General features: G+C 67.2%; 23 protein-coding genes. 10 read left to right on the top strand and 13 right to left on the bottom strand.

From position 1 onward, the window contains the following. Nucleotides 1-103 precede the first annotated feature (103 nt). Nucleotides 104-886 carry a class I SAM-dependent methyltransferase gene (locus LQD00_RS09355; protein WP_232716863.1) on the top strand — a complete coding sequence of 261 codons (783 nt, stop codon included), beginning with the start codon at nt 104-106 and terminating at the stop codon, nt 884-886. A gap of 63 nt (nt 887-949) precedes the next feature. Here the strand turns inward: LQD00_RS09355 and LQD00_RS09350 are convergent, their stop codons facing one another. Further along, a complete protein-coding gene (locus LQD00_RS09350; RefSeq protein WP_154885455.1) occupies nt 950-1,780 on the bottom strand; it encodes an aldo/keto reductase in 831 nt (276 codons plus the stop codon). A 194-nt stretch (nt 1,781-1,974) separates the two neighbouring features. Next, nucleotides 1,975-2,679, bottom strand: a complete 705-nt coding sequence (locus LQD00_RS09345) for a TetR/AcrR family transcriptional regulator (protein ID WP_232716862.1) — start codon at nt 2,677-2,679, stop codon at nt 1,975-1,977. A gap of 92 nt (nt 2,680-2,771) precedes the next feature. Here LQD00_RS09345 and LQD00_RS09340 point away from each other — a divergent pair, with 92 nt between their 5' ends. Together LQD00_RS09340 and LQD00_RS09335 are read left to right on the top strand one after the other, a co-directional pair. Then, nucleotides 2,772-4,679, top strand: a complete 1,908-nt coding sequence (locus tag LQD00_RS09340; RefSeq protein ID WP_232716861.1) for an MFS transporter — start codon at nt 2,772-2,774, stop codon at nt 4,677-4,679. A 149-nt stretch (nt 4,680-4,828) separates the two neighbouring features. Next, complete coding sequence (locus LQD00_RS09335; RefSeq protein ID WP_005193773.1) at nt 4,829-5,032, top strand: cold-shock protein; 204 nt, start codon at nt 4,829-4,831, stop codon at nt 5,030-5,032. A 103-nt stretch (nt 5,033-5,135) separates the two neighbouring features. On the opposite strand, the gene LQD00_RS09330 is transcribed toward LQD00_RS09335, so the two are convergent. Next, complete coding sequence (locus tag LQD00_RS09330; RefSeq protein ID WP_232716860.1) at nt 5,136-5,777, bottom strand: trypsin-like peptidase domain-containing protein; 642 nt, start codon at nt 5,775-5,777, stop codon at nt 5,136-5,138. A gap of 201 nt (nt 5,778-5,978) precedes the next feature. Between LQD00_RS09330 and LQD00_RS09325 the strand changes: the two genes are divergently transcribed. The 4 genes from LQD00_RS09325 to LQD00_RS09310 all read left to right on the top strand — a co-directional run bounded on the left by LQD00_RS09325 (nt 5,979) and on the right by LQD00_RS09310 (nt 11,536). Beyond that, nucleotides 5,979-8,285: a glycerol-3-phosphate 1-O-acyltransferase gene (locus LQD00_RS09325; protein ID WP_232716859.1), complete on the top strand. Its 2,307-nt coding sequence runs from the start codon at nt 5,979-5,981 to the stop codon at nt 8,283-8,285. Then, nucleotides 8,282-9,772, top strand: coding sequence for an HAD-IB family hydrolase (locus LQD00_RS09320; protein WP_232716858.1), 1,491 nt, complete (start codon nt 8,282-8,284; stop codon nt 9,770-9,772). The genes LQD00_RS09325 and LQD00_RS09320 overlap by 4 nt, the downstream gene beginning before the upstream one ends. 2 nt (nt 9,773-9,774) lie before the next feature. Further along, the gene (locus LQD00_RS09315) at nt 9,775-11,229 is read left to right on the top strand and encodes a wax ester/triacylglycerol synthase domain-containing protein (protein ID WP_232716857.1); all 1,455 of its coding nucleotides are present in this window, start codon (nt 9,775-9,777) and stop codon (nt 11,227-11,229) included. Between the two features lie 106 nt (nt 11,230-11,335). Next, nucleotides 11,336-11,536 carry a hypothetical protein gene (locus tag LQD00_RS09310; protein ID WP_406566988.1) on the top strand — a complete coding sequence of 67 codons (201 nt, stop codon included), beginning with the start codon at nt 11,336-11,338 and terminating at the stop codon, nt 11,534-11,536. 9 nt (nt 11,537-11,545) lie between these two features. Here the strand turns inward: LQD00_RS09310 and LQD00_RS09305 are convergent, their stop codons facing one another. The 4 genes from LQD00_RS09305 to dnaB form a co-directional block, all read right to left on the bottom strand. Continuing rightward, nucleotides 11,546-12,883 carry a DoxX family protein gene (locus LQD00_RS09305; protein WP_232716856.1) on the bottom strand — a complete coding sequence of 446 codons (1,338 nt, stop codon included), beginning with the start codon at nt 12,881-12,883 and terminating at the stop codon, nt 11,546-11,548. Between the two features lie 131 nt (nt 12,884-13,014). Beyond that, nucleotides 13,015-14,343: a DoxX family protein gene (locus LQD00_RS09300; RefSeq protein ID WP_232716855.1), complete on the bottom strand. Its 1,329-nt coding sequence runs from the start codon at nt 14,341-14,343 to the stop codon at nt 13,015-13,017. A 131-nt stretch (nt 14,344-14,474) separates the two neighbouring features. After that, complete coding sequence (locus tag LQD00_RS09295) at nt 14,475-15,785, bottom strand: MFS transporter (RefSeq protein ID WP_232716854.1); 1,311 nt, start codon at nt 15,783-15,785, stop codon at nt 14,475-14,477. A 245-nt stretch (nt 15,786-16,030) separates the two neighbouring features. After that, entirely contained in the window at nt 16,031-18,280 is a 2,250-nt protein-coding gene (dnaB, locus tag LQD00_RS09290; RefSeq protein ID WP_232716853.1) for a replicative DNA helicase, read from the bottom strand. Between the two features lie 575 nt (nt 18,281-18,855). On the opposite strand from dnaB, the gene LQD00_RS09285 reads away from it, so the two are divergent. Beyond that, complete coding sequence (locus LQD00_RS09285) at nt 18,856-19,521, top strand: hypothetical protein (protein WP_232716852.1); 666 nt, start codon at nt 18,856-18,858, stop codon at nt 19,519-19,521. Nucleotides 19,522-19,668: 147 nt separating this feature from the next. Here LQD00_RS09285 and rplI read toward each other — a convergent pair whose 3' ends face one another. The 4 genes from rplI to rpsF all read right to left on the bottom strand — a co-directional run bounded on the left by rplI (nt 19,669) and on the right by rpsF (nt 21,421). Then, nucleotides 19,669-20,124, bottom strand: coding sequence for a 50S ribosomal protein L9 (gene rplI, locus LQD00_RS09280; RefSeq protein WP_232716851.1), 456 nt, complete (start codon nt 20,122-20,124; stop codon nt 19,669-19,671). 19 nt (nt 20,125-20,143) lie between these two features. Continuing rightward, the gene (rpsR, locus tag LQD00_RS09275; RefSeq protein WP_005194109.1) at nt 20,144-20,401 is read right to left on the bottom strand and encodes a 30S ribosomal protein S18; all 258 of its coding nucleotides are present in this window, start codon (nt 20,399-20,401) and stop codon (nt 20,144-20,146) included. A 100-nt stretch (nt 20,402-20,501) separates the two neighbouring features. Continuing rightward, on the bottom strand, nt 20,502-21,023 hold the full coding sequence (locus tag LQD00_RS09270) for a single-stranded DNA-binding protein (protein WP_006868586.1): 522 nt from the start codon (nt 21,021-21,023) through the stop codon (nt 20,502-20,504). A 116-nt stretch (nt 21,024-21,139) separates the two neighbouring features. Beyond that, complete coding sequence (rpsF, locus tag LQD00_RS09265; protein WP_004020660.1) at nt 21,140-21,421, bottom strand: 30S ribosomal protein S6; 282 nt, start codon at nt 21,419-21,421, stop codon at nt 21,140-21,142. 237 nt (nt 21,422-21,658) lie between these two features. On the opposite strand from rpsF, the gene LQD00_RS09260 reads away from it, so the two are divergent. After that, nucleotides 21,659-23,113, top strand: a complete 1,455-nt coding sequence (locus tag LQD00_RS09260) for a hypothetical protein (RefSeq protein ID WP_232716850.1) — start codon at nt 21,659-21,661, stop codon at nt 23,111-23,113. A 1-nt stretch (nt 23,114) separates the two neighbouring features. Then, nucleotides 23,115-23,699, top strand: coding sequence for a GNAT family N-acetyltransferase (locus LQD00_RS09255; protein ID WP_232716849.1), 585 nt, complete (start codon nt 23,115-23,117; stop codon nt 23,697-23,699). Here LQD00_RS09255 and LQD00_RS09250 read toward each other — a convergent pair. Together LQD00_RS09250 and LQD00_RS09245 are read right to left on the bottom strand one after the other, a co-directional pair. After that, nucleotides 23,679-24,122 (bottom strand): hypothetical protein, encoded by a 444-nt coding sequence (locus LQD00_RS09250; protein ID WP_232716848.1) that lies wholly within the window; start codon nt 24,120-24,122, stop codon nt 23,679-23,681. The genes LQD00_RS09255 and LQD00_RS09250 overlap by 21 nt on opposite strands. Before the next feature lie 36 nt (nt 24,123-24,158). Further along, complete coding sequence (locus LQD00_RS09245; protein ID WP_232716847.1) at nt 24,159-25,100, bottom strand: 8-oxoguanine DNA glycosylase OGG fold protein; 942 nt, start codon at nt 25,098-25,100, stop codon at nt 24,159-24,161. Between the last annotated feature and the right edge of the window lie 35 nt (nt 25,101-25,135).

Here is a 25,135-nt window from a genome sequence, read left to right as displayed (position 1 = left end):
GACGCCGCGTATCGAGGTCGGTCGCGCCGGATCACCCGAACCCGCCCGCACGCGACCGTCGCGGTGGACGATGGATGCCGATGCTCCGACGACGGGAGAAGCGATGGTCGACTGGGATGGTGCACGATACGCGGAGGTGAGCGGGCTCCAGCGCATGGTCGCCGAGGAGTCGATCTCCGGTCTCGCGCTGGCCGGGAACGAACGTCTCCTCGACGTCGGGTGCGGGGACGGGTTCATCACGATGTTGTTGGCGGAACGACTGCCCGACGGGTCGGTGGTCGGAGTCGACGCCTCGCACCGGATGATCGACCGCGCACTGGCGCGGGTGCCGTCCGACCTGCTGCGCGTCCGATTCCACGTCGACGACGTGCTGGCGTTGCCGTTCGACGCAGACTTCGACCTCGCGGTCTCCTTCAATGCACTGCACTGGGTGCACGACCAGGGGGAGGCGTTGCGACAGATCGCGCGGAGTCTCGTCGACGGCGGGCGTGCGGTGCTGCAGATGGTCTGCGCGACCGACCGGCCGAGTATCGAGGACATCGCCATGCAGGTCGCGGCCGGTCCGCGTTGGGCCGGCTGTTTCGAGGGGTTCAGCGCACCGTATGAGCATGCGGAGGCCGCCCGTTTCGGTGAGCTGGCGGCCGCGGCCGGTTTCTCCGTCGATGACCTGACGATGAAGGACCTGTCGTGGCAGTTCGATTCGGTCGAGGCCTTCCGCGCCTGGTTCGCCGTCGGATCGCCCGACTGGACGAGCCGTCTCCCCGAGTCGGAGGTCGACCGGTTCGTCGCCGAGGTGGTGGAGAAGTACCAGTCGGTGGTCGGCGAGCCCGCGCTCTTCCGGTTCGGTCAGCTACGGGCCTCACTCACCAAGCCCGCCGGCCATTGACCAGAGCACAAAAACGGGCGGGCCACCTTGTTCAGGTGGTCCGCCCGCTCGCACCCTGAGCGATCAGGGGATGTAGTTGAAGGTGTCCGGGTCGGGACCGATGCGCTCGTCGGCGTTGAGTCCCTCGATCGCCGCGACCTCGTCGTCGGACAGCTCGAAGTCGAAGAGCGCGAAGTTCTCCTCGACGCGGGCCCGCGTCACCGACTTGGGGAAGACGATGTCGCCGCGCTGGATGTGCCACCGCAGCGTGACCTGGGCGGCCGAGCGTCCCTTGGCCTCCGCGATCTTGGTGATGACCGGGTCGTCGACGACCTTGCCCTGCGCGATCGGCGACCACGCCTCGGTCGCGATTCCGTGCTGGGAGTTGAACGCGCGCAACGGGTTCTGCGACAGGTACGGGTGCACCTCGATCTGGTTCACCGCGGGGACCACGTCGGTTTCGGCGAAGAGTCGCTCGAGGTGGGACTGCTGGAAGTTCGAGACACCGATGGCGCGTGCCTTGCCGTCGGCGTATGCCTTCTCCAGGGCCTTCCACGTCTGTACGTAGTCGCCCACCTCGGGGAGCGGCCAGTGGATCAGGAACAGGTCGACCTGGTCGACGCCGAGGTCGGCGTTGGTCTTGTCGAGCGCCTTGAGGGCGTCGTCGAAGTCGTGGAAGCCGTTGTTGAGCTTGCTGGTGATGAAGACCTCGTCGCGGGCGAGGCCGGAGTCGCGGAGTGCCTCGCCGACGCCCTTCTCGTTGCCGTACATCTCGGCGGTGTCGATGTGCCGGTAACCGACCTCGAAGGCGGTCAGGGTGGCTGCCCTCGTGTCCTCCGGCGGAACCTGGAACACGCCGAATCCCAACTGCGGGATGGTGACTCCGTTGTTGAGCGTGATGTTGGGGACTGTCATATGCGATCCGTCCTTTCGTTGGGCGAGACGGGGGCGTACCTCGTCATCGGGTCTGCGGGGACTGCGCCACCCGATCCCGGGGCCCCGCACGACCATGTTCAGGTTCAAGGCCTCCGGCCACCCCGGATATTCCTGCCCACACTCTGCACCGTTGTGACCTGGCGTTCTCGGTGAACCGCTGACACGGCCGGGGTCTACCCGGTCTCCGAAACGCGCGCGAGCAAGCCGTCGACGAACGCTTCGAGTGCCCACGGGAAGGTGTCGCGGGCGGAGATCACCGGCCACTCCGGCCCGATGGCCGCCAGCTGCGGGAACCGTTCGGGCGTGGCCCGGTCCAGGAATCCCTGCAGTCGAGCGGGATCGTTCGCCCGTCGGGGGTCTGAGTGGGCGCGCACCAGGATCTCGCCGACCGTGAAGTACCAGATGCTCCGGAAGACCACCACTGCCTGTTCCCGCGTGCAGCCGTGCTCGACGGCGGCCGCGACGATCGCCTCCACCATGTCGAGCGATGATTCCCCGAGGCGACCCAGGAAGCCGTCGGTCGTGAGGATCTCGGCAGCCCACGGCCAGGAACTCAGCGAATCGTGGATGGCGCTCGCCGCCTTGATGATCCGGTCTCGCGGCGCGGCCGGGAGCGGGGCGCGCATCGTCGAATCGGCATGGTCGTTGAGCAGCTGGATCAGCAGGTCGTCCTTGTCGCGGACGTGGTGGTACAGAGTCGTCGAACCGATGCCGAGGTCAGCGGCGACGCGGCGGATGGTCAGCTTCTCCCAGCCGTCCCGGTCGATGATCTCGCGTGCGGCCTCGAGGATGCGCGCGCGGGAGGTCACCGGTGGCCGGCCGGTGCGGCCGCCGTTCCCGGCAGCGGCACGTCCGGTGGGGGCGTTCGATCGGGTCACGGTGTCCATTCTGCAGTGTGGGTGGAAACCCCGAGCGACTCGCACGACAGATCAGGGTTGACGCCGCGGACCCGGGCTCTTACTTTCGGAACATGTTCGAAAAGTATTCACCTGCACGAGCCCGCTCTCAACTCGTCCTCGCCGCCGTGGCCACGACTCAGTTCCTGGTGTCGCTCGACCTGTCCGTTGTGAACGTGGGTCTGCCTCGGATATCCGATGCCCTCGGGTTCGACGGCGTCGGCGTCACCTGGGTGATCCATTCCTATGCGCTGACCTTCGGCGGACTGCTGCTGCTCGGCGGAAAGCTCGCCGACCGGTACGGCCATCGTCGTCTGCTCCTGACCGGACTCGTGATCTTCGGTCTGGCATCGCTGGCCGGCGGCCTGGCCGCAAGCCCTGGGATGCTGGTCGGGGCGCGCGCCCTGCAGGGTGTCGGCGCGGCAGCCATGGCCCCCGCCGCTCTGGCCTTGCTGGCGATGACCTTCCCCACCGGACGCGCACGGGTGAAGGCATTCGGGATCTGGAGTGCGACCAACGCGGCCGGTGGCGCTTTCGGCGTCGTCCTCGGCGGCCTCCTCACCGAGTACGCCGGGTGGCGGTGGGTCCTGCTCGTCAACATCCCGATCGCGACACTCGCCTGGGCGCTCGCCGTACGAGCTGTGCCCGCGCGCGGGGCGGTCCACACCGATCGGGGCGAGCCCGACGCGCTGGGCGCGGTTCTCGTCACCGCTGGAATGACGACGCTGGTCTTCGCCGTCGTCCGGGCCGACGCCGTCGGCTGGGGTTCGCCGGTCACCGTCGTCACGCTGGTCGCGGCCGCCGTCCTCCTGGCCGGATTCCTCGTCGTCGAACGGACCACGCGCCGCGAGCCGCTGCTCCGGCTGGGGATCTTCGCCAACCGCGGGGTTGCCGGCGCCAACGCGTTCAACCTCCTGCTCGGCGGGGCCATCGCGTCGGCCTTCTACTTCGTCTCGCTTTACGCCCAGCGGATACTCGGGGCCGGCCCAGCTCTCGCGGGAGTCGAGTTCCTCCCCTTCGCCCTCGGCGTGATCCTCGGCTCGGTGCTGGCGATCCGCCTCGGCTATCGCTATGCGCCTCGCACACTGATGATCGTCGGCGGTCTCCTGACGGCGTTCGGCCTCGCCTGGTTCGGCCTGGTCTCGGTCGGCGGCTCGTTCCTCACCGACGTCCTCGGTCCGTCGATCGCCACCGGCACCGGCTTCGGACTGGCGCTCGCTCCGGTGGTGTCCACCGCTACCGCGGACGTCGCGCCCGACGAGGCCGGAACCGCATCCGCCCTGCTCAACAGCTCGCGACAGCTCGGCGCGGCCCTCGGACTCGCCGCACTCGGAACCCTCGCCGCCCGCCGGACCGGCGACGACGCGGACCTCGACGCCACCAACGCCGGCTACGCCGTCGGTTTCACCGGCGCCGCCGCTCTCCTGTTCGTGGCCGTGCTGATCGCCGTCGTCGTACTGCCGGGCCGCACCCGTCCCACCGAAAACGCGGACACCGCACCCGCCGGTGCCCGCCAGAGAGGAGTGACCATGCAATCCCTGACACACACCCGGCCGGCGGTGATCGCCCTGTACCTGGGCGCCGCCCTCACGGTCCTCGCGACCGTCGTGCCGTTCGCCGCCACCGACGTACTGCGCGACCACATCGCTCACGGCTACCCCGACTACCCGGCCGCGGACCTCGACGCCGCGGTGACCGCCTATCTCGTCGTACTCGGGGTGATCGGCGGCCTGGGTCTCGTCGGCTGGCTCGTCAGTGCGCGCGCGGTCCGCCGCGGACGCACCTACGCACGGCGGCTGTCCGCCGGACTCTTCGCGACGGCTTTGCTCGTCGCGGTGACCCTGCTCTTCATCAAGGACACGTCCGGAGAGGTGGGCCTCGCGCCCGCAGTGGGGTGGCTGCAGGTGTTGCCATGCATCGCCGGCCTGGCTGCTGTGCTCGCCATCTGGCGAGGAAAAGAGTCGCCGATGCGGGCCGCGTGAAATTCTTTTCGCCCCTGCGGACCTGCTCATCTACGCCGAAACGGTCGAATTCGTCACTCACCGTTTCCCAGGACGCGTTTTCTGTGCCACACTTGGCGGGCGGTCATCAGTTTTGGTGGCTGCTGAACTGAAGAAAGAAGTACAGCAGTATGGCACAGGGAACCGTCAAGTGGTTCAACGGCGAAAAGGGCTTCGGCTTCATCGCACCCGACGATCAGGGCGCCGATGTTTTCGTCCACTACTCTTCGATCACCGGTAGCGGCTTCCGCAACCTCGAAGAGAACCAGCGCGTCGAATTCGACGTGGAGCAGGGCCAGAAGGGCCCCCAGGCAACCAACGTCAGCGCGCTCTAAGCACACCTGACTTCACGAAGCGCCTCATCCGGCTCCGGCCAGATGGGGCGCTTCGTCGTTTCCCGGACCTGCGGTAAAATCTGCTGCCGCACAGCCTTTTTCGCTACCGAAGTGCGCGCGGGAGACGGGACACCGGGACGACACCCGTACCCTCGAGAGTCGCCGAGGACAGGATTCCGACAACACGACCCCGGCTGTCCCGGACACCCGCGCCGCTGTCGCCCGACTCCGAACGCAAGCTCGTCTGAACCGAATACGAGTCGTGGCTCGTCAGAAACGGCGGTGCGAGCGAGAAGCCGTGCGAGGTGCGCAGCACCTCCGCCGGATCGGTGACCTTGCCGGTTCCGTAGCCCGTGGTGATACCCGACTTCCAGACCAGCTGTCCCCGGTGGAACTTCGCATCCCAGTCCACCGTGTCGATCCGGGCCGAGGTCCGCGGAGCCAATCCGACGACCGCGATGTCGAGCCGTTGGCCGATGCGATTGGCGGTGATCGTCCCGATCTTCCTCCCCGTGCGGTCGTGGACGGCCCGGCCCACGGCCCCGCAGTGTCCCGCGGTCAGCGCCTTCTTGGCGGAGATGACCGCACCGAGGGTGCAACTGTTCGAGGTCAGGACCGTGTCGTCGATGTTGATCGCCATTCCCGACCGCACCGTCGGCGTGGCCGCGTCCGCCGCCACCGCGGGCGTCGTGACCAGAGCCGCCGAGACGCCCAGCGCCGTCAACGCACGAAATCGCATCCCCATACTTCCTCCCCAGGCAACCTGCTCAGCCTAACCGGGCGGGGATCTTCGGCGCCGGGGAGTGTCGCGCTCATCCGAAACCCGCCCCGCCCGTTGTAACCCACGACACAATGGGACCATGGCGGTCTCCGTCGGAGGAGCGGCCATGGGACACCGATGCTCGGAGCACACCGGTGCGGTGTCGACGACGATGACGTGAGGGTGATGCAGATGTCCGATCCCGTTCTGGTCCTGACCAAGGCGCGTACGTCGTGCGAGATGCATGCGGTCAAGGACTGGGCCGCAACCGCGTACCCGGACGCCGAGGTCCGCCAGGGCGCCGACGTCGACTTCGACGAACTGTCGCCGAACACTCTTCTCGTGCCGGTGCGTCCGGTGTGGCTCCCCGCGGTCCGCCAGGGCGAGCGACGGGTGACTCTCGGCGACGTCCTCGTGCTGTCGAACCCCCGGCGCCCGCTCGGCCTCATGCAGCCGATCATCCGCAAGCGCCGCCCCGACGCCCTTCGCGTGGTGGCCGGGGAACCCGCCACCATTGCCGAACTCCGCGAACGGCATGCACGCGATCAGGCCGAGGGCGAGCCCTTCGACCAGTACGTCCGGATCGCGGCGTCGGTCTCCGCAGAACGTGCCGAACGCCAGATCGCCGGCGACCGGTACAAGGTCCCGCGCCTGGTGGCCGAACAGATCAGCAGTTCGGCCAGATTCCAGAGCGGCGCCGCCAAACTCGCCGCCGAACTCGGCCGGCCCACGGATGCGGTCGTGTCCGAGGCGACCGACAAGCTGTCCGGGTTCGTCGCCACCCAGAGCCGGCTGATGGACGACATCTTCTCGGCGACATTCAACCGGCTGCACGAGCGCGCATGGAACATCACGGTCGACGTCGACACCCTGAATTCCCTACGGACCCTGAACAAGTCGACCGGTCTGGTCTTCCTCCCCTCGCACCGCTCCTACGTCGACCCGCTGGTCTTGGCAACGGTGCTGCGCAACAACGACTTCCCACCGAACCTCGTGCTGGGTGGCAACAATTTGTCGTTCTGGCCGGTGGGGCCCGTGGCCCGGCGCGCGGGGATGATCTTCATCCGCCGCAAGTTCGGGTCGGACCCGGTCTACAAGTTCGCGATGCGTTCCTACCTGGCCTACATCATCGAGAAGCGGTTCAATCTCGAGTGGTACATCGAGGGTGGCCGGAGCCGAACGGGCAAGCTGCGCAAGCCGATGCTCGGACTGTTGAACTATGTCGTCGATGCCGCGAGCCAGCTCGACGACGCCGATGTGACGATCGTGCCCACGTCGATCGTGTACGACCAACTGCAGGAGGTCGGCGCGATCGCCGCAGAGGACGCGGGCGGCGTCAAGAAGCCCGAGGGGGTCGGCTGGCTGTTGCGCTATGCCAAGGCCCAGCGCAGCCACCTCGGCGAGGCGAGAGTTCGTTTCGGCACGCCGATCTCGCTGAAGCAGACGCTGGACGAGGCCGGCGACGGACCTGCGCGTCTGGAGAAGGTCGCCTTCCGGGTGATGGACGAGATCAATTCGGCCACACCGATCACCGCGACCTCACTGGTCGGTTTCGCAGCACTGGGTGCACAGGATCGGGCGTACACACTGCCCGAGATCGAGGCCGTCCTCGCTCCCCTGCTCGACTACATCGACCGCCGTGGCCTCCCCGGACCCGATCCCGCACTGTGCCGCGGCATCGGGCTCGTCCGGACGCTGCGGGTGCTGGCCGGCAACGGCGTCGTGACCTGTTACGAGGGCGGTTCGGAACCGGTCTGGTCCGTCGTTCCGGAAAACCGGGCCGTCGCCGCGTACTACCGCAACGGCGCGCTACACCATTTCGTCGACCGCGCGATCGTCGAGATCGGTCTGCTGGCGCTGGCCGAGGGAGAGGTCAAAGCCGGCAGCACCCCGATCCGGAGCAACCACGTCGGTTCTCGGCCGGCACCGGACGAGGAACTGCTGACCGCCGCGCAGCGCGAAGCCCTGCGAATCCGCGATCTCCTGAAGTTCGAGTTCTTCTTCCCGCCCAAGACCGAATACCTGCACCGACTCGGCATCGAACTCGATCTCCTCGCCCCCGGTTGGCGAGCGGTCACCCCCACCCAGGAGTGGACCTACGAGGTGCTGCACGGCCACACGGGAGCACTCTTCGCGCGACGAACACTCCAGACCTTCTTCGACGCCCAGCTCGTGGTCGCGACCAAGCTGGTGGAACTGGGTAACACCGCCCAGGAGAAGGATGCCCTGATCGCCGGCTGCCTCGGGCTCGGTCGTCAACTCGCGCTGCAAGCCGTTCTGCGCAGCAAGGATTCGGTGTCGAAGGATCTCTACGACGGGGCCTACCGCCTGGCCGACAACCGCGGCCTCATCCACGGCGAGGACATCGTGGATCTCCGGGCCGCCCGTCAGGACTGGCTCGACGAGGTCGAACTCATGCGCGATCGGCTCGCCCGTATCGCCGCGATCGAGGAGCTGCAGCCTGTTGTCGTCGACGACGAGGAGCAGCAGTGAGTGCCTTCACCGACCGCATGCGGGCCATCCGTTCCGCGCCCACGGGCAAGAAGGTGGCCGCCCTCTTCGACTACGACGGCACGCTGATCGAGGGGTTCTCCGCCGCCGCCATCATGCGGGCGCGACTGCGCAGCATGGACTTCGGATTCGGGGAGCTCGCCGACTTCCTGGTTATCGGACTACGCGGCGTCATGTCCGAACAGGATTACGCCGAGGTCCTGGCGGCCACGCGGCCGACCTTCGCGGGCAAGACCTACGCCGAACTCATCGCCTTCGGCGAGCACCTGTTCAAGTACGAGACCGCGGCCAAGCTGCGTCCCCAGATGTGGCAGATCCTGCGCGCGCATCGCGAGATGGGGCACACCATCGTGATCGCGTCGTCGGCGACGCGCTTCCAGATCGAACCCATCGCCCGCGAGATCGGTGCGGACTTCGCGCTCGCGACCGACGTGGAGGTCGTCGACGGGGTGGTCACCGGGAACATCAAGGGACGCCCGCTCTGGGGTCCCGGCAAGGCAGCCGCCGTCCGGGAGTTGGCTCGCGCAAACGACATCGACCTCGACGCGTCGTTCGCCTACAGCGACGGCAACGAGGACATCCCGTACCTGGAGTCGGTGGGCAACCCGGCGGCGATCTCGCCGCGCCGAATCCTGCGGGCGGAGGCCGAGTCCCGCGGCTGGCCGATCATCGACCTGAAGAACCCCACCTACAATCGGCTCGGGTCGCTGGCCCGGACCGGCGCGTTCTACAGCTCGTTCGTCGCCTCCGCCGCCGTCGGTGCGGCCGCGGGCCTGATCCGTCGCGATCCGCACGCGCTCGTCGAGGCACTTCCCACCGGGAACGACATCGGCTTGTCCCTCGCCGGTGTCCACGTCCAGGTCCTCGAGGGCGGCGAGTACCTGTTCTCCGATCGACCCTGCGTCTTCCTGTTCAACCATCAGTCGAAGCTCGACCTGCCGGTCATGATCAATCTGGTTCGCACCGACGCGACCGGCGTCGCCAAGAAGGAGGTGCAGCGCGTCCCGGTGCTCGGTGAGATCCTGCGGCAGGCGGGACTCGTCTTCATCGATCGGGCCGACCGGGGCAAGGCGATCGAACAGCTGGCACCGGCGGTCAAAGCGCTTCGCGAGGACGGCCTGTCGCTGGTCGTCTCGCCGGAGGGGACCCGATCCCCGACGCCCCGGATCGGGCCGTTCAAGAAGGGCCCGTTCCACATCGCCATGCAGGCCGGCGTCCCGATCGTTCCCGTCGTGTTACGCAACACCGGTGAATTGATGTGGCGCGGTGCGCAACTCATCCGGCCCGGTACGGTCGAGGTGATGGTTCTGCCGCCCATCGACACCAGCGACTGGACGGCCGACGAGATCGGCGCCCGCGCCGAGGAGGTTCGCCAGATGTATGTCACGGCGCTCGCCGACTGGCCGCTGGAGTCGTTCGTCGACGACTCCGTCGACTCGCTGCGCACACCGTCTCACGAGGAGGACTGACGATGGCCGACGACGCTGATCTCACCGAAGGCGCCGACCGCCCCCTGGACTGGGCGAGCGATCCCCACATGAGCGCCGTGGACACCATCATGTGGCGCGGCGACACGGATCGTCGTATGCGCGGCACGATCTGCATGCTGGAGATCTACGACTGCGATCCCGACTGGGACCGGCTGGTGGCCGCCCACGAGTGGGCGAGCCGGATGGCACCGCGCTTCCGTCAGCGGGTGGTCGACTCCCCCTTCGGCACCGGAACCCCCAGCTGGGCAGTCGATCCCGACTTCGATCTGCACTACCACCTGCGCCGGATCAGCCTGGGCGGCGACGGCAGCATGCGGGAACTGCTCACCACGTGCGAGCAGCTGGCGATGACCGCGCTCGACTCCGCACGCCCGCCGTGGGAGGGCTACCTGATCGAAGGGTTGCCCGACGGCAAGGCCGCCTACTTTCTCAAGGCGCATCACGCCCTCACCGACGGACTCGGTGCGATCCTCGGCCTGGCGCAGCTGCATTCGCCGACGCGGGAGCACAATCCGAGCAAACCGCAACCGCCGAGCCCCGACCCGGTGAACATCACGCCGATCGACCTGATCCAGCGACAGATCACCGAAGAGGTCCGCCGGGTACCGCACCGCCTGGACACCACGTTCCGTGGCATCCGTGCGCTGACGAATCCGCGCCAGGCGCTGAGTACCGCTCTGCGCTACGGCCGTTCGGTCCCGCGGGTGGCGGGCCTCGTCAGCCCTCCTGGTTCTCCGTTGCTGGCCCACCGCAGTCTGTCGTGGCGGTTCAGCGCCTTCGAGGTGCCGTTCGCCGATATGAAGGCCGCGGCGACCGCGGCCCGATCCTCGATCAACGACGTCTACCTCGCCGGGTTGATCGGCGGATTCCGCCTGTACCACGAGAAGATGGGCACGCCCATCGAGACGATGCCGGTGGCCATCCCGATCTCGGTGCGCCGTCCCGAGGATCCTGCAGGTGGTAACCGCATCGCGGTGGGTCGCCTGACCGGGCCGGTCGGTATCGCCGACCCCTTCGAACGCGTGCTCACCATCCGGGAGCAGGTCCGCCAGGCCCGCCACGAACCGGCGGTCGACATCTTCAACGCCCTCGGCTCGGTGATGGCCTGGCTGCCCGGCACGGTCCTGATGCGGTTCAGCGGCACGACGAGCCAGAACGACCTCCAGGCCAGCAACGTCCCCGGAATCCCTTGGGAGACCTACGTCGCCGGCGCCAAGGTCGAGCGCATGTTCCCGTTCGGCCCGCTGCCCGGTTGCGCCATGATGGCCACGATGATCACTCACAACGGAACAGCCTGTCTCGGGATCAATTCCGACGGCGCGGCGGTCACCGACCAGGAGTTGTTCGCCGAGTGCCTGGTCGCCGGATTCGGCGAGGTCCTCGCGCTGGCCGCGGACGACGACGTGACGCCCGGCGAACTGAAGCGGGTGGTGTGAGGCGCCGACCGGTATACCTCGCTCCGATGATGCGGCTTCGATCGCGGTCGCGTCGTCGAAGTGACGTCTGGGGGTCGGACCAGTTCGGCGACAACGGGGTACAACCGTGACGACGTTCATGCTGGTACTCGTTCTCACGACCGGCGTGATCGCGTCGGCGTGCGCGGTCATGGCGGCGTTCACCTACCTCCGCCGAGGCCGCGACCCGGTCGGCGCCGACCGCGGCGCCCGGCGATGGCTACTCGGCGTCGCGATCTTCGGGATCAGCGCGCTCGTCCTGCGGTTCGTGTGGCTGCTGCTGCTCTGAGTCGGCACCTCACCGGAAGTACGGTTCGTCCTGCACCCAGTTGAATCCCCGGCTCCGCAACGTCATGGCGTCGTGGTCCATCCGGTGGGCCACGATCACCGTCGGAGTCCCGTCGAGGTCGCCGGACAGCACGAGGGTGCCGTAATCGGGGCGGCCTATGTCGAGCACCGCGGGCGGCTCCTCGACCAGAAGCGATGATCCGTCGACCTCTGCCGATACGGGGACGAGAGCGCCGTCCATCATCTGCAGTGTCGTCGCCCCGCCGGAGTCGAGGACAATCCGTTGCCAGCGCTGGTCGTCGGTGGTCAGCGGAGGTAGCGCCCGGCCATCGACGCGGAAGTCCTGCACCGACCAGATGCCGTACAACTCCGGCTTCGGTGCGCCGCCACCGTGTTCTCGGTAGTCCGACCAGCTGGACGTCGCTGCTCCGATCGCCACCCAGATCCCCACAACCACCTGGGCGACCGCCGCCCACCTGTTGAGGTGGTCGCGGGTGAACAACGCAGGGACGGTGAAGGGTGTGGCGGAACGGCCGAAGACGAACAGCTCCACCATGTTCCGGGCATACGGGGCCAACAGGATGAGCGAGAACAGGACCAGGTGAAACGACAGGATCTTCACCGGGACGTCGAAGGTCATGTTGAGGATGAACACCTGGACCATCGCAACGAAACTGACCAGCGCCCCGAGGATCGCGGTGCGGGACCAGAACAGCAGGAGGCCGCCGAGAACCTCGACGCTGCCGAGCAGCATCTCGTAGACCGGGGAACTCCCCACCTGCATCCACAGCACCGACGCCGGGCTGAAGTCGCCGTAGGGTTCGAGGAGCGTCGCGAGCGGTGGTTGGGGCATCTGCGTCGGGATCAACTTGGCGAAGCCGTAGTCGAGCATCTGGCCACCGAGCGCGAACCTGATGACGAGCATGGTCCACGCCCACAGGCGCGAGTAGTCGCGGCGTCTCCGGTCGACGACCGACCAGATGATGGTCGCGACCACTGCCACCACCGCGATCAGCAACCAGAGAATCCAGAACGCCGCCTGGTCACCGCTGCCGGAGTTCGTGAGCACCGCGTCGACGCCGAAAACGTTCCGCCCCAGCGCCTCCAGTACCGGGGCGAGCAGCCCCAGCTGCCAGAGCGCCAAGCGCTCGGGCAGGAACCCGGTGAGTACCCCGAAGAACACGAAGCTGATCTGGGAGAGGGCCAGACAGAACAGCGCGGTGTAGACGAAGACGAAACGGAAGGCCAGCTTTCTCGCGGCGCTCCATTCCGGCGATGTACCGGGAGGTGTCGTCGCCGAGGTCGGGGAAGAGACCGACTCTCGGATGGTGGTGTCGATCGCAGTCATAGTGCGACGCTAGGCCCGCGGTGTGATCCGACACATCAGGGAAGTCGCCCAACCCACCCCGAGATTTCCGGTGCGGGTCCTCAGGGAAAAGCCGAGCGCATGACTCGATGCCGACGACCGGGACACCGGGCTCACCGGAAGTACGGCTCGTCCTGCACCCAGTTGAATCCCCTGCTCCGCAATGTCATCGCGTCGTGGTCAAGCCGTTGGGCGACGATCGTCGTCGGACTCCCGTCGAGGTCGCCGGACAGCACCAGGGTGTCGTGGTCGGGACGGTCGACGGCCAGGGATGCGTGCGGTTGTTGCATCTGCAGTGTGCCGTCGGCGATCTCGGCCGACACCGGAACCAGTGCGCCGTTCATCATCTGGAGTGTCGTTGCACCACCGATGTCGAAGACCACACGCTGCCAACGCTTCTCGTCAGTGGTCAGCGGCGGCACCAGCTGGTCGTCGACCCGGAAGTCCTGGACCGACCAGATTCCGTACAGCTCCGGCTTCGGGGCTCCGGCGCCGTACTCCTGGTAACCGGCCCAACTGGTCTGGGCCGCACCGATCGCCACCCATATGCCCAGAACCGCCTGGATTCCCGCCACCCACCGGTTGAGTTTGTCCCGCGTGAACAGCGCGGGCGGGTCGACAGGGTGCGCTGATCGCCCGAACACGAACAGATCCAGAAGGTTTCGCATCTGCGGCGCCAGCAGGATGAGCGAGAAGACGACCAGATGGAACGACAGGATCTTGACCGGGACGTCGAAGGTCATGTTCAGGATGAACACCTGGACCATCGCCACGAAGCTGACGATCGCGCCGAGCGTCGCCGTGCGGGTCCAGAAGAGCAGCAGGCCGCCGATCACCTCGACGCTGCCGAGCAGCACCTCGTAGATCGGCGAACTCCCGACCTGGAGCCACAGCACCGATGCCGGGCTGAAGTCCCCGAAGGGTTCGAGCAACGCGGCGAGGGGCGGCGGCCCCATCTGCGACGGGATGACCTTCGCGAACCCGTAGAACAGCATCTGTCCGCCGAGCGCGAGTCGAAGGAAGAGCGTCGTCCACGACCAGAGACGGGCGTAGTCGGACCGCCGCCGGTCGAGAATCGACCACAGGGCCGTGGCCACCACCGCGACAACGGCGATCAGGAACAGGTAGACCCAGATCGCGGTCTGGTCACCGCTTCCCGAGTTCAGATCGAGCACCGCCTCGACCCCGAAGAGGTTGCGGCCCAGCCACTCCACCACCGGCGCCAGCGCTCCCATCTGCCACACTATCGCGTTGTCCGACAACAGGTTTCCGAGTGCGCCGAAGAAGACAAACGTCATCTGCGCGAAGGTGAGGCAGAACAGCGCCGTGTAGGTGAAGGTAAACCGGAAGGCCACCTTCTTCGCGGGACCCCAATGGGCGGGGGTCGAACGGTCTCTGGTGAGGGCGGCCTCCGGATCGTGGGCCGTATCGATCACAGTCATGTGGCGACGCTAAGACGGGGAACAGTACCGCCACATCGGTGAAAGGACCGAGAGGACCCCCTACTTTCGGGTGAGTCCGGTTCCGGGGGCACTCTGTCTCCGCCGTGACCCCGGGCTCGGCCCGATGGGTGTCAGGGCCGCTCGGGAATCGAGCGCCCGGACTGGCGCGACCATTGCTCCGGGTCGTCGCGCAGCAACCGTGCACGGCCTTTTCGGCGGTATCGCCAGATCTGTATCGCGCCCAGTCCCCAGAGCAGGAACTGTGCGGCCATCGCCCAGGTGAACGCCTCGGCCGGGTAACCGTCGACGCCGTCCGGGGTTCGCCAGTCGAGGATCAGGCCGATCAGTCCCGCGGTGACGAGGGTCGCCAGGAAACCGGCCTGATTGATGAGCCCGGTGGCGGTGCTGGTGCGGGAGGCGGGGTTGGAGGTGCGGCCGAGGTCGAAGCCGACCATCGACGCGGGACCACCCATCCCGCAGATGATCACCAGGACGACGAGCAGCCAGAACGGCGCCGCGCCGGGCCACGCCAGCACCGCTGCCCAGGCAGTTGCGATGCTCGCGATCACCCCCAGGACCAACGTCGAACGGTGCCACGGTGATCGGGTGATCAGCCACGCGAACGCCGGACCGAAGCCCATGATCGCGAGCACCATGATCGTCAACAGGAGACCCGCGGCGCCGGCGCTCAGGCCCTGGCTCTCCACGAAGAACGGGTAACCCCACAGCAGGCCGAGGACATTGGCGCTGAAGGGCGTGGAGAAGTGCATCCAGAACCCCAGGCGGGTGCCGGGATGTTCCCACGACTCACCCAGACTCTGCCGGATACCCGCCCACCCGAGAACCGGACCCGAGACCGAACGCGCCGCCGGCGAATCGCGTACCACCAGCAGCGTCGCCAGCAGTAGCGCTGCCCCCATCCCTGCGGTGGCGAGGTACGCGTGGGTCCATCCCAGGGACGACAGCGCCCAGGTCATCGGGATCGCCGCAGCCACCGCACCCAACTGGCCCAGCACGCCGGTGAGTTGGGTCATCAACGGGATCCGCCTCGTCGGGAACCAACTGGTGACCAGCCGAAGGACGCACACGAACGTCATCGCGTCGCCGATCCCGACGAAGAACCGGGACGACAGCGCCCACGGGTAGCTGTCGGCGAACGCGAAGCTGAACTGCGCGAGGGTGAGGATCAGCGTCCCGGTGAGCATCACCCGCCGCGGCCCGAACCGGTCGACCAGGAGTCCAACCGGAACCTGCATCAGGGTATAGACCAGGATCTGCAGCACCACGAAGGTCGACAGTTGCGACGCGGTGATGTCGAAACGCTCGGCCGCCAACAAGCCGGCCACCGCCAGCGACGACCGCTGGAGAACCGCGACGAAGTAGACCGTGAGAGCGACCAGCCAGATGACCATGGCCTGGGTCGAACGCGCGGGTGCGGTCATCGGTCGCCGACGTTCACGCGCACAGGATTCGTTCGGTCACCTCACCATTGTCGGGGTGGGCGCAAACGGTTTGACCGGCGACCCACCGCACGGGGGGTTCGCCGAACAGTCTCCGGCCTCGCCGACGAAAAGCGCCCCCGGTATGCGCCCTCGGTAGCGACGCCGACGACACTGTGTCGCCGGCGGTCCGCTGGAGGGTGGGTTCCGGGGGCGGATTTCGGCGGACGCGGGACTCTGCCCCGCGACTAGCCCCTCGCCATGTCGACGAACCGGCTGAGGTGCAGCTGGTGGGCGACGGTGATGGTGGCGGTGGGGCCGTTACGGTGCTTGCCGACGATGATGTCGGCCTCGCCGGCACGCGGGTCGTCGCGTTCGATCGAGTCGGGGCGATGCAGCAGGATGACCATGTCGGCGTCCTGCTCCAGCGAACCGGACTCTCGAAGGTCGGACACCTGCGGCTTCTTGTCGGTTCGTTGCTCGGGACCACGGTTCAGCTGGCTGATCGCGATCACCGGGACCTCGAGCTCCTTCGCCAGCAGCTTCAGCTGACGCGAGAACTCCGAGACCTCTTGCTGTCGGGACTCGACCTTCTTGCCCGACGTCATCAGCTGCATGTAGTCCACCGCAACGACTTTCAGGTCGTGGCGCTGCTTGAGACGACGTGCCTTGGCGCGGATCTCCATCATCGTGAGGTTCGGCGAGTCGTCGATGAAGAACGGCGCATCCGAGATCTCACCCATCCGACGGGCCAGCCGCGTCCAGTCGTCGTCGCTCATGGTGCCGGCACGCATGTCGGCGAGCTTGACCTTGGCCTCGGCCGAGAGCAGTCGCATGACGATCTCGGTCTTGCTCATCTCCAGCGAGAACATGGCCGCGGTGAGGCCGTGTCCGATCGCCGCCGAGCGCAGGAAGTCCATGGCCAGCGTCGAGTTGTGGGTGGGGACCATCGCCTCACCGGCGAGGTAGAGGTGCTCGTCGTTGTCGACCTCGACGCAGCGCACCGGCACCGAGTCCACCGGGCGAACCGCGACGACGCGGCGGACGCCGGCCTTGCGTCGGAGTTCCTTGTGCCGGATTGCCTTGTGGTGGACGGTGAACACGTCCTCGTCGGCGTCGACGCGCAGCCAACCGGTCGCCGAGCGCTTGTAGTTGAAGCCGAGACCGGCGACCAGGTCGGCGACGACCGCGGTCATGTGCCGGGTCGCGGCGGGCACGGTGATCCAGCCGTCGTCGTCGACGGTGGCGCGGGCGTCGAGCAGTCCGGCCAGCAGCGCCCGGCGCTGAGCGATCGAGCCGCGCAGGTACTCGTAGGGGATCCGTCCGCCGAGGTCGGCCATCAGCGTCATCACGTCGACGGGCCCTTCGGCGTCGATGCGCATGCTGATCTCGGGATTGTCGAACGCCATCCCCGCCAGCGCCGCGACGGTGTACGGGCCGTAGGCGAAACGCTTGCGCGGCAACTCGAGTGGCGCGCTGTTACGGATGACCGCACACCCCACATGGGCGCGCAGGCCTGCCGTCGTGACGACCTGACGCTCGCCGTCGATCTCGGCCGCCCACTGGTGCTGCTCGTCGGCGACCAGCACGGCGCCGTCGTTGAACTCGACCTCGTAGCAGGGACGCTCGGTCATCACGTCGGTCGCGGCGACCACCTTGGTGGGCCGGCCGTGGGCGTCGAGGAGCTCGTCGCCCACCCCGACCTTGCCCATCGTCGTCCAGCCCGAAGGCGTGGGCAGCGGGGTATCGAGGGCGAGCGCCTTGCCGACGCCGGGTCGTGCGGCCACGATGATCATCTGGCCCGGGTGGAGACCGTTGGTCAGCTTGTCGAAGTCGGCGAAGCCGGTCGGCACACCCAGCGAGATGCCGCCGCGCGAGGCGATGGAGTCGATCTCGTCCATCGTCGGCTGAAGCAGCTCTTCGAGCGGGAGGTAGTCCTCGGCCTGACGGCGTTCGGTGACCTCGTAGACCTCGGCCTGGGCGCGGTCGACGACCTCGGCCACATCCTGGCCGTCGTTGCCCGCGTAGCCGTACTGCACGATGCGGGTACCGGCGGTTACCAGACGGCGCAGGATGGCTTTCTCGGCCACGATCTCGGCGTAGTAGCCGGCGTTGGCGGCCGTGGGCACTGTCGAGATCAGGGTGTGCAGATACGGCGCGCCACCGATGCGCTTCAGTTCGCCCGATCGCTCGAGTTCGGCGGCGACGGTGACCGCGTCCGCGGGTTCGCCCTTGCTGTAGAGGCTCAGGATCGCCTCGAACACCGCCTGGTGCGCGGGCCGATAGAAATCGGCCGTACGGATCTTCTCGACGACGTCGGCGACAGCGTCCTTGGACAGCAACATGCCGCCGAGCACGGATTGCTCGGCAGCGAGATCCTGCGGGGGTTGCCTACCGAAGTCCTCGGTAGGTGGGGCGTCGTCCCCGCCTCGACCTCGACCTCGTTCTTCCCGATCGCCGGCGGCAGGACCGTGCCCGCGGTCATCCACAACAGCCACGTGTGTCTAACCTCTCGCATACGCTCGCACCACTCGCCCTGACGAGTGGTTACGACCTCTGTGGTGTCGGCCCCGGCAGGCCACCTCGCGAGTCTCCGGTGTCGACGTACTGCTCTGTCTCTTGCTCTGTCCGTCTCTTTCCTATCGGGACGCTCCGACAACGACTGCCGGCGGGCGCGCGAAAACAGGACTGAGACCTGAGCCGTGACACTAAGACCTCCGACACGACGACTCAAACCGGGCTGTTGATGAATCTGGGGAGGACTTGTGGACGACGTGTGAATGAGCGGGGGAGCGATTGTGCACCCGTTGTGGACAACCTGAGGAATTCGGGTGTGAACAACTGTGTTTGACCAGGTCAGCGCGCGCATTGATTTCCACAATCAAGAAACTGAAATTCCTTCGCCACTCTTCGGCGCGTCGTCACTTGGGCGTGTTGCGACGACCGTTCAAGTACGAGTGGCGAACAATTCGGTGAATTTACCGAGTGATCTGCGTAACAGCCGGTCACGCAGGTGCTCAGCTGCGCGCCTTCTCGCCGGATAGCCGACCGCGACCCGAATCCATGTGATGCAATGTCGATCGTGTCGAGGTTGGGGTTGGGAACCGGGGTCATCCGTCGAACGGTCGGTGCGGTGGCCGCGCTGACGGTCGCGACCGGGATCGCATTGGGAGCGCCTGCGGCGAACGCCGCGCCCGGTCCCACGATGCCCGTCGAATTCGACCTGTCGCGGTACCAGCCTGTCGATCCGACGACCTTCCGCTCGATCGCCTACGGGGACAACGGACGCTCGTTCTTCACCACCGGACGCTGGATGTGCCAGATCGGGCAGGCCTACCGCTACGTGGGTTGTCAGGGCCGGCCCGCGACCGCCCCGCCCACCGCGACCGGCGCCGCCATCACGGCGGACCAGCAGGGCCCGTGGTGGGTCAACCGAGACCAGACGTACCGCTTCGGTTCGAAGACCGGGTTCCGGCCACCGGTACTGGGCGTCGGCAAACGGGTCACCATCGCCGGGGTCACCTGCACCGTGCCGCGGCGCGACGTCGTCGCCTGCCGCACCGGCGAGCGGGCGTTGATCTTCACCCCCGCGTGGCACAAGTTCTTCTTCCCGTCCTGGGACACCCTCGGACCGGGCAACAACGCCGTCGCCCACAGCGCCAATCCGGCGCCCCGTTACCTACCGCCGCGGCTGCAGTACTGGAATCAGTTGCCCGCCAACCCACCTGCGCCGAAGTAGGAGACCTCGATACGCAGCGTCCTCGCTGCGCTCGGTCGTTGCTACTCGGCCGGCGGAGGATGGGCAGCGCTCCTCGGCCGCAGGTCAGACACGACAAAGGCCGGGTGGAATCTCTTCCACCCGGCCTTTGTGTGTTCGACGCTGGGGTCAGCCTGCGGCGACGACGGCGAGCTGCACGGTTGCCGAGACCTGCGGGTGCAGGGTGACGGTGACCGGGTAGCTACCGGTGGCCTTGATGTGACCCTTGGGCAGCACGACGTTGCGCTTGTCCACGACGGGTCCGCCGGCGGTCTTGATGGCACCGGCGACGTCTGCCGCGGTGACCGAACCGAACAGCTTGCCCGAGTCGTGGGTCTTGACGTCCAGCGAGACTGCGTCGAGGCCCTCGAGGGCCTGCTTCAGCTCGTTGGCGTGCTCGAGACCGCGAACCTCGCGGGCCTCCTGCGCACGGCGGATGCCCTCGACCTGCTTCTCGGCGCCGCGGGTGGCCTTGATGGCCAGGCCGCGGGGCAGCAGGTAGTTGCGGCCGTAGCCGTCCTTGACCACGACGATGTCGCCGGCTTCGCCGAGGTTCTCGACGGCGGCGGTGAGGATGAGCTTCATGTCAACTGATCCTTTCCGCTTATCGGCTGGTCGAGGTGAAGGGCAGCAGGGCCACCTCACGCGAGTTCTTGACGGCCACAGCGACGTCGCGCTGGTGCTGCACGCAGTTACCGGTCACGCGACGCGAGCGGATCTTGCCGCGGTCGGACAGGAAACGACGCAGAAGCGCGGTGTCCTTGTAGTCGATGACGGCCTTCTTGTCCTTGCAGAAGCTGCACGCCTTGGTCTTGGTGACCTTTTCGACGCGAGGCTTCCGGCTGGCCTTTGCCTTTGCCATGTGTGTATTGCTCCAGTCAATGCTTCTTCGGGTTCGGTCACTGCCGTGCCCGAGGCTGTCCAGGACTGTTCACGCACGAAGCGTGATGTCCCGGGAGATATCAGAAAGGTGGTTCGTCGTCCCCGCCACCAAACGATCCGCCGCTGCTGGCAGGCGCGCTGCCCCAGGGATCGTCGGCGACCTGCTGGTTCGATCCGCCGCCGCGGCTACCGCCGCCGCCACCGGATCCGAATCCACCGCCGCCACCACCGCCGCCGCGCGAGGCGCGGTTGACCTTGGCGGTGGCATAACGCAGCGAGGGGCCGATCTCGTCGACCTCGAGTTCCACGACCGTGCGTCGTTCGCCTTCTTTGGTTTCGTAGGACCGCTGCTTGAGCCGTCCCTGCACGATCACCCGGGAACCCTTGGTCAGGCTTTCGGTCACGTTCTCCGCGGCGTCGCGCCAGATGTTGCAGCGGAGGAACAGCGCTTCGCCGTCCTTCCACTCATTGGTCTGACGGTCGAACGTGCGCGGGGTGGAAGCCACCGTGAAGTTGGCAACCGCTGCGCCGGACGGCGTGAACCGCAGTTCCGGGTCGGCGGTGAGATTGCCGATGACGGTGATGACCGTGTCGCCTGCCATGTGTGTTTCCCCTTGGGTCGTAGGTGGGCACTCGCTGATCGACATGCACCGGGATTTTCTGGGTCAACCCTAGAACCCGGTACCGACGTCTTCAGACGTTCAAGAAACCCTGTGGATTACTTCCGCAGGACCTTGGTGCGCAGAACCGACTCGTTCAGCTTCAGCTGACGGTCGAGCTCGGTAACCGTGGCGGGCTCGGCATTGAGATCGATGACGGCGTAGATGCCCTCATTGTGCTTGAGGATCTCGTAAGCAAGACGGCGCTTGCCCCAGATGTCGACACCATCCACCGAACCGCCATCCTTGCGGACAACATTGAGGAAAGTATCGAGTGAGGGTGCGACGGTGCGCTCGTCCAGATTCGGATCGAGGATGACCATCAATTCGTAGTGACGCATAAGACCACATCACCTCCTATGGGCTAGGTCGGCCACGGACTGTCCGTGGCAGGAGGGTCGCCTGCGTCGGCAACCGGTCCAAGATACATGACCAGGATGTTTTCCCGGAAATCCGAGGTCGTGAGCACCGGCTCAGCGGCTGGTGACGACCGCGCACTTCGTGGCTCGTCGCTCGAGCTCCTCGCACGTCGCACCTCGCGGAGCAGGGATCGAACGCGACGACCTACTCTGTTGGCCATGTCGGAGCCGCGGACCAGTACGCCTCCGCGGCTCCCGTGGCTGTCCGGCCGCGGTGAGACCGCGGTCATCGTGCTGGTGTCGCTGCTGGCCACCGCGGCGACGATGTTCTGGAGTTTTCAGGCGAAGGCCCGCTGCGGCGGGGCGCCGTTCGACGCCGACGGTCGCAGTGCCAACTGGCCCTCCGGCGATCCCGGCGGTCTCATCCCCTGCTACTCGGACCTGATGTACCTGTGGCTCGGCCGCGACATCAACAACCACGTGTTCCCCTACATCCACGGCGGGATCACCGGGGACGGCACGTTGTTCGGCGGCGTCGTCGAGTACCCGGTGTTGTCCGGTCTGTTCATGTACATCGGGGCCATCGGCGCCGACACCGACACTGCCTTCTTCACCCAGTCCGCACTGCTGCTGGCACCGTTCGGATTCGCGAGCACGGTGATGCTGGCGCTGATGGTCCGCTGGTGGGCGCTGCTGTGGGCGGCCACTCCCCCGCTGGTTCTGTACTCCTTCCACAACTGGGAGTTGCCGGTGGTCGCGACCGCGGTCGCCGCGATCGCGGTGATGACGTGGGGCGGCTCGATCGATCCCGGCACGGGCCGACGACGACTCCCGCTGCGCACCTGTGCCGTGGTGGCGGCCGTGCTGCTCGCAATCGGGTTCTGCCTCAAGCTCTATCCCGGAATCTTCGTGCTGCCGTTGGCCGTCTACGTCCTGACCGGGGGCGCCGGTGGACTGCGCCGCGCCGGGCGTCGCGGCCTCGACTGGGTGGGTGCCGCATGGGTGGCCGGCGCCGCGGTGGTCACCGTCGTCGCTATCCAGTTGCCGTTCATGGTCCTCGGATTCGACGGCTGGAAAGCGGCACTGACGTTCCAGGGGCGGCGCCGCGCCGATGTCGACACCAACTCCATCTGGTACTGGGGTCTGCGCTATGTCACCGGGACGACGGACACCTACCACTCGGTCGTCGGGGTGGCGTCGCCGTTGCTGATCCTCGTCAGCTTCGCCGTGGCCATGTACCTGGGGTGGCGTCGCTACGAGCGGATCGGCGTCTTCCCCTGGATCGGTGTGAGCGGGGCGATGCTGGCCGGTTTCATGCTGTTCCACAAGGTCCACTCACCGCAGTACACGCTCTGGATCCTCCCGTTCTTCGTGCTCATGCGGGTCCGCTGGCAGGTGATCGCCGTCTACCTGCTCACCGACATCGCCCTCGACCTGACGATCTTCCGCCTGTTCCCCATCCGCGACGCCGGCGATCCCCTGCCCTGGTGGGTGCTCACCGGTGTCGCCGGCTCGGTGTGGGTGCACGCGGTGCTGCTCGTCTACCTGATCGGCACGCTCGCCCGCACACCGCTGCGGGAACCGCTCGCGTCGAGGACGATCCGCGCCCCGGGACCGGGTGATCGCCCTCAGGGCCCTGCGACCCGGCCGGTACCGGCCACGGACCGGGCCTGACATGAGTTCCTGGTTGGGCACGGGCCCACTCGTCGGAGAGCGGGTCACCCTTCGGCCGTTGACCGTCGACGACGCTCCGGCGCTCGCCCGCGTGGTCGGGGATGACCCGGACCGGTTCCGCTGGTCTCCCGGCGTCCCTGTCGACCTGACCACCGCCCACCGTTACATCGACGCAGCCAACGCCGACCCCGGTGTGCGCGTGGCGTTCGCAGTGGTCGACAACGACGACGGTCAGGTCGTCGGGTCGACGAGCTTCTACGAGATCGACCACACCCACCGGAGTACCTGCATCGGGTACACCTTCTATGCCGAACGCGTTCAGGGGACGACGGTCAACCCGACCGCGAAGTACCTGCTGCTGCGGCACGCGTTCGAGGAGTGCGGCGCGGTACGGGTCACCTGGCACACCCACGAGCAGAATGCCCGGTCGCGCGCCGCGATCGAGAAGCTAGGTGCCCGATTCGAGGGGTTGCTCCGCAAACATCGGCGGTTCGGCGACGGCTGGCGTACCACCGCGCTGTACGCGATGACCGACGACGACTGGCCGGCCGCCAAAGCTGTACTGCTACAGCGGATGTCCGCCTGATCCGGGCTCCCTGCCCTCGGGCTCCTTGGTGTGGTCGGGGTGACCGTGCGTCCGTCGATCCTCTTTCATCCGCGCCTCGTGGAGGTGTGCGATCCCGGCGGTCAGCTCGTTCCGCGCCCGATCGGCGTGCTCGCGCAGTGGTTGCCAGTAGGTGGAGTCGAACTCCTCGACGACCTGGAACGTCCAGCGGCCGTTGATGACATTGCGTCCGACCATCTCGGTCGCGAGCGCATCCGCGATGTCGGTGTGCCCGTCCTCGCGCAGTGCGTCCACGGCCTCCCCGAGCAACAGGTCTGCATGCCCGATGAGTTGGTGGAAACTGTAGAGATGGCCGCGGGCGCGCTCGACGTACTCGAGCGCCTCCCCCACCTTGCCGACCGCCTCTGCGGTGCTGTCCGGGATGTCCTTGCCACGCTCAGCCATATCCGGGTCATACCCACGACAGGCACGCCTCAACCCTCAGAGGCGACGGCCGAGGTAGCTGCCGTAGACGTAGTCCTCGTCGAACCCGCCGTTGATCTCACTGACCTCACCGTTGAGCGCCTGGCTGATCTTTCGACTCAATTCCCGGAATTCCGGTTGCGCCTCAGCGGATCTCGGCGCCAAAGCGGAAAGCGTGCACAACCAGCGGTGGACGACGCGCAGATCGTCGGTGGACAGCGGGCCGCGTACCCAGTTCGCCTTCTCCCAGGTCTGCCGCTCCCAGGCCTGCCACGGGTGGTCCCACCCGGTCGGGGGTGAGATCGCGAACAGGCCGCGCACGATGACGTCGTTGCGATCGACCCCGGCCTCGGTGCGCCAGCGATCCACGAGCCGCGAGTAGGCGACGTAGTCGGCGGCAGTCCAGACGCCGTCGCGCAGACCCTTCCACCCGGCGCGTCGCAACGACCGACCCACCTTGGCCTCGAGCACCGGGCTCGGGTGCTTCGGGTCACCGGCGCCCGCGAAGTACAGGAACCAGGTGAAACCGCCCGGGCCGAGTCGGTCGATGGTGTTGCCGCCCTTGTCCGGTCGCAGCATCGCGTATGCCGCGCCCGGGTCGTCGCGACTCGCGAGGGCGGCCTCCTGGAGCAGCCTCCCGAGACGCTTGCGGTCCGCGGCCACGGCGGCGATCCGCTTCTTGCCGTCGGAGTTCTGCCGACCCAGGCAGAACGCGACGACATTCCACAGCAGCGCGATCGCATCCTCCGGGGATTCGCCGGCGGACGCACCGAGAGCGAACAGCCCCTGTCGCCCGATTCGACTGCCGTGCAACGTGTTCGGCATCTCGAACTCGGCCAGCGTGTCAATCCACCACTGCTGGTCGACCAGCACGGAATCGGCGAGGAGTTCGGCCGTTCGGTCGCCGGCGGCGAGCCAGTCGGTGAGGTCGTCGGGGACTGCGAGTTGCAAGGTGTTCATGGTGGATTGGACGCACCGGTGCGGCATTCGGTTCC

This window comes from Gordonia metallireducens (assembly GCF_021245825.1).
Lineage (GTDB): Bacteria > Actinomycetota > Actinomycetes > Mycobacteriales > Mycobacteriaceae > Gordonia > Gordonia namibiensis.
This window is presented reverse-complemented; position numbering and strand designations above follow the sequence as displayed.

Excerpts from the sequence above, each read along its gene's own strand:
- LQD00_RS09355 (WP_232716863.1), top strand. The coding sequence starts at position 104 with ATGGTCGACTGGGATGGTGCACGATACGCGGAGGTGAGCGGGCTCCAG.
- LQD00_RS09350 (WP_154885455.1), bottom strand. The coding sequence starts at position 1,780 with ATGACAGTCCCCAACATCACGCTCAACAACGGAGTCACCATCCCGCAG.
- LQD00_RS09340 (WP_232716861.1), top strand. The coding sequence starts at position 2,772 with ATGTTCGAAAAGTATTCACCTGCACGAGCCCGCTCTCAACTCGTCCTC.
- LQD00_RS09335 (WP_005193773.1), top strand. The coding sequence starts at position 4,829 with ATGGCACAGGGAACCGTCAAGTGGTTCAACGGCGAAAAGGGCTTCGGC.
- LQD00_RS09330 (WP_232716860.1), bottom strand. The coding sequence starts at position 5,777 with ATGGGGATGCGATTTCGTGCGTTGACGGCGCTGGGCGTCTCGGCGGCT.
- LQD00_RS09325 (WP_232716859.1), top strand. The coding sequence starts at position 5,979 with ATGCAGATGTCCGATCCCGTTCTGGTCCTGACCAAGGCGCGTACGTCG.
- LQD00_RS09315 (WP_232716857.1), top strand. The coding sequence starts at position 9,775 with ATGGCCGACGACGCTGATCTCACCGAAGGCGCCGACCGCCCCCTGGAC.
- LQD00_RS09305 (WP_232716856.1), bottom strand. The coding sequence starts at position 12,883 with ATGACTGCGATCGACACCACCATCCGAGAGTCGGTCTCTTCCCCGACC.
- LQD00_RS09300 (WP_232716855.1), bottom strand. The coding sequence starts at position 14,343 with ATGACTGTGATCGATACGGCCCACGATCCGGAGGCCGCCCTCACCAGA.
- LQD00_RS09295 (WP_232716854.1), bottom strand. The coding sequence starts at position 15,785 with ATGACCGCACCCGCGCGTTCGACCCAGGCCATGGTCATCTGGCTGGTC.
- LQD00_RS09285 (WP_232716852.1), top strand. The coding sequence starts at position 18,856 with ATGTCGATCGTGTCGAGGTTGGGGTTGGGAACCGGGGTCATCCGTCGA.
- rplI (WP_232716851.1), bottom strand. The coding sequence starts at position 20,124 with ATGAAGCTCATCCTCACCGCCGCCGTCGAGAACCTCGGCGAAGCCGGC.
- rpsR (WP_005194109.1), bottom strand. The coding sequence starts at position 20,401 with ATGGCAAAGGCAAAGGCCAGCCGGAAGCCTCGCGTCGAAAAGGTCACC.
- LQD00_RS09270 (WP_006868586.1), bottom strand. The coding sequence starts at position 21,023 with ATGGCAGGCGACACGGTCATCACCGTCATCGGCAATCTCACCGCCGAC.
- rpsF (WP_004020660.1), bottom strand. The coding sequence starts at position 21,421 with ATGCGTCACTACGAATTGATGGTCATCCTCGATCCGAATCTGGACGAG.
- LQD00_RS09260 (WP_232716850.1), top strand. The coding sequence starts at position 21,659 with ATGTCGGAGCCGCGGACCAGTACGCCTCCGCGGCTCCCGTGGCTGTCC.
- LQD00_RS09255 (WP_232716849.1), top strand. The coding sequence starts at position 23,115 with ATGAGTTCCTGGTTGGGCACGGGCCCACTCGTCGGAGAGCGGGTCACC.
- LQD00_RS09250 (WP_232716848.1), bottom strand. The coding sequence starts at position 24,122 with ATGGCTGAGCGTGGCAAGGACATCCCGGACAGCACCGCAGAGGCGGTC.
- LQD00_RS09245 (WP_232716847.1), bottom strand. The coding sequence starts at position 25,100 with ATGAACACCTTGCAACTCGCAGTCCCCGACGACCTCACCGACTGGCTC.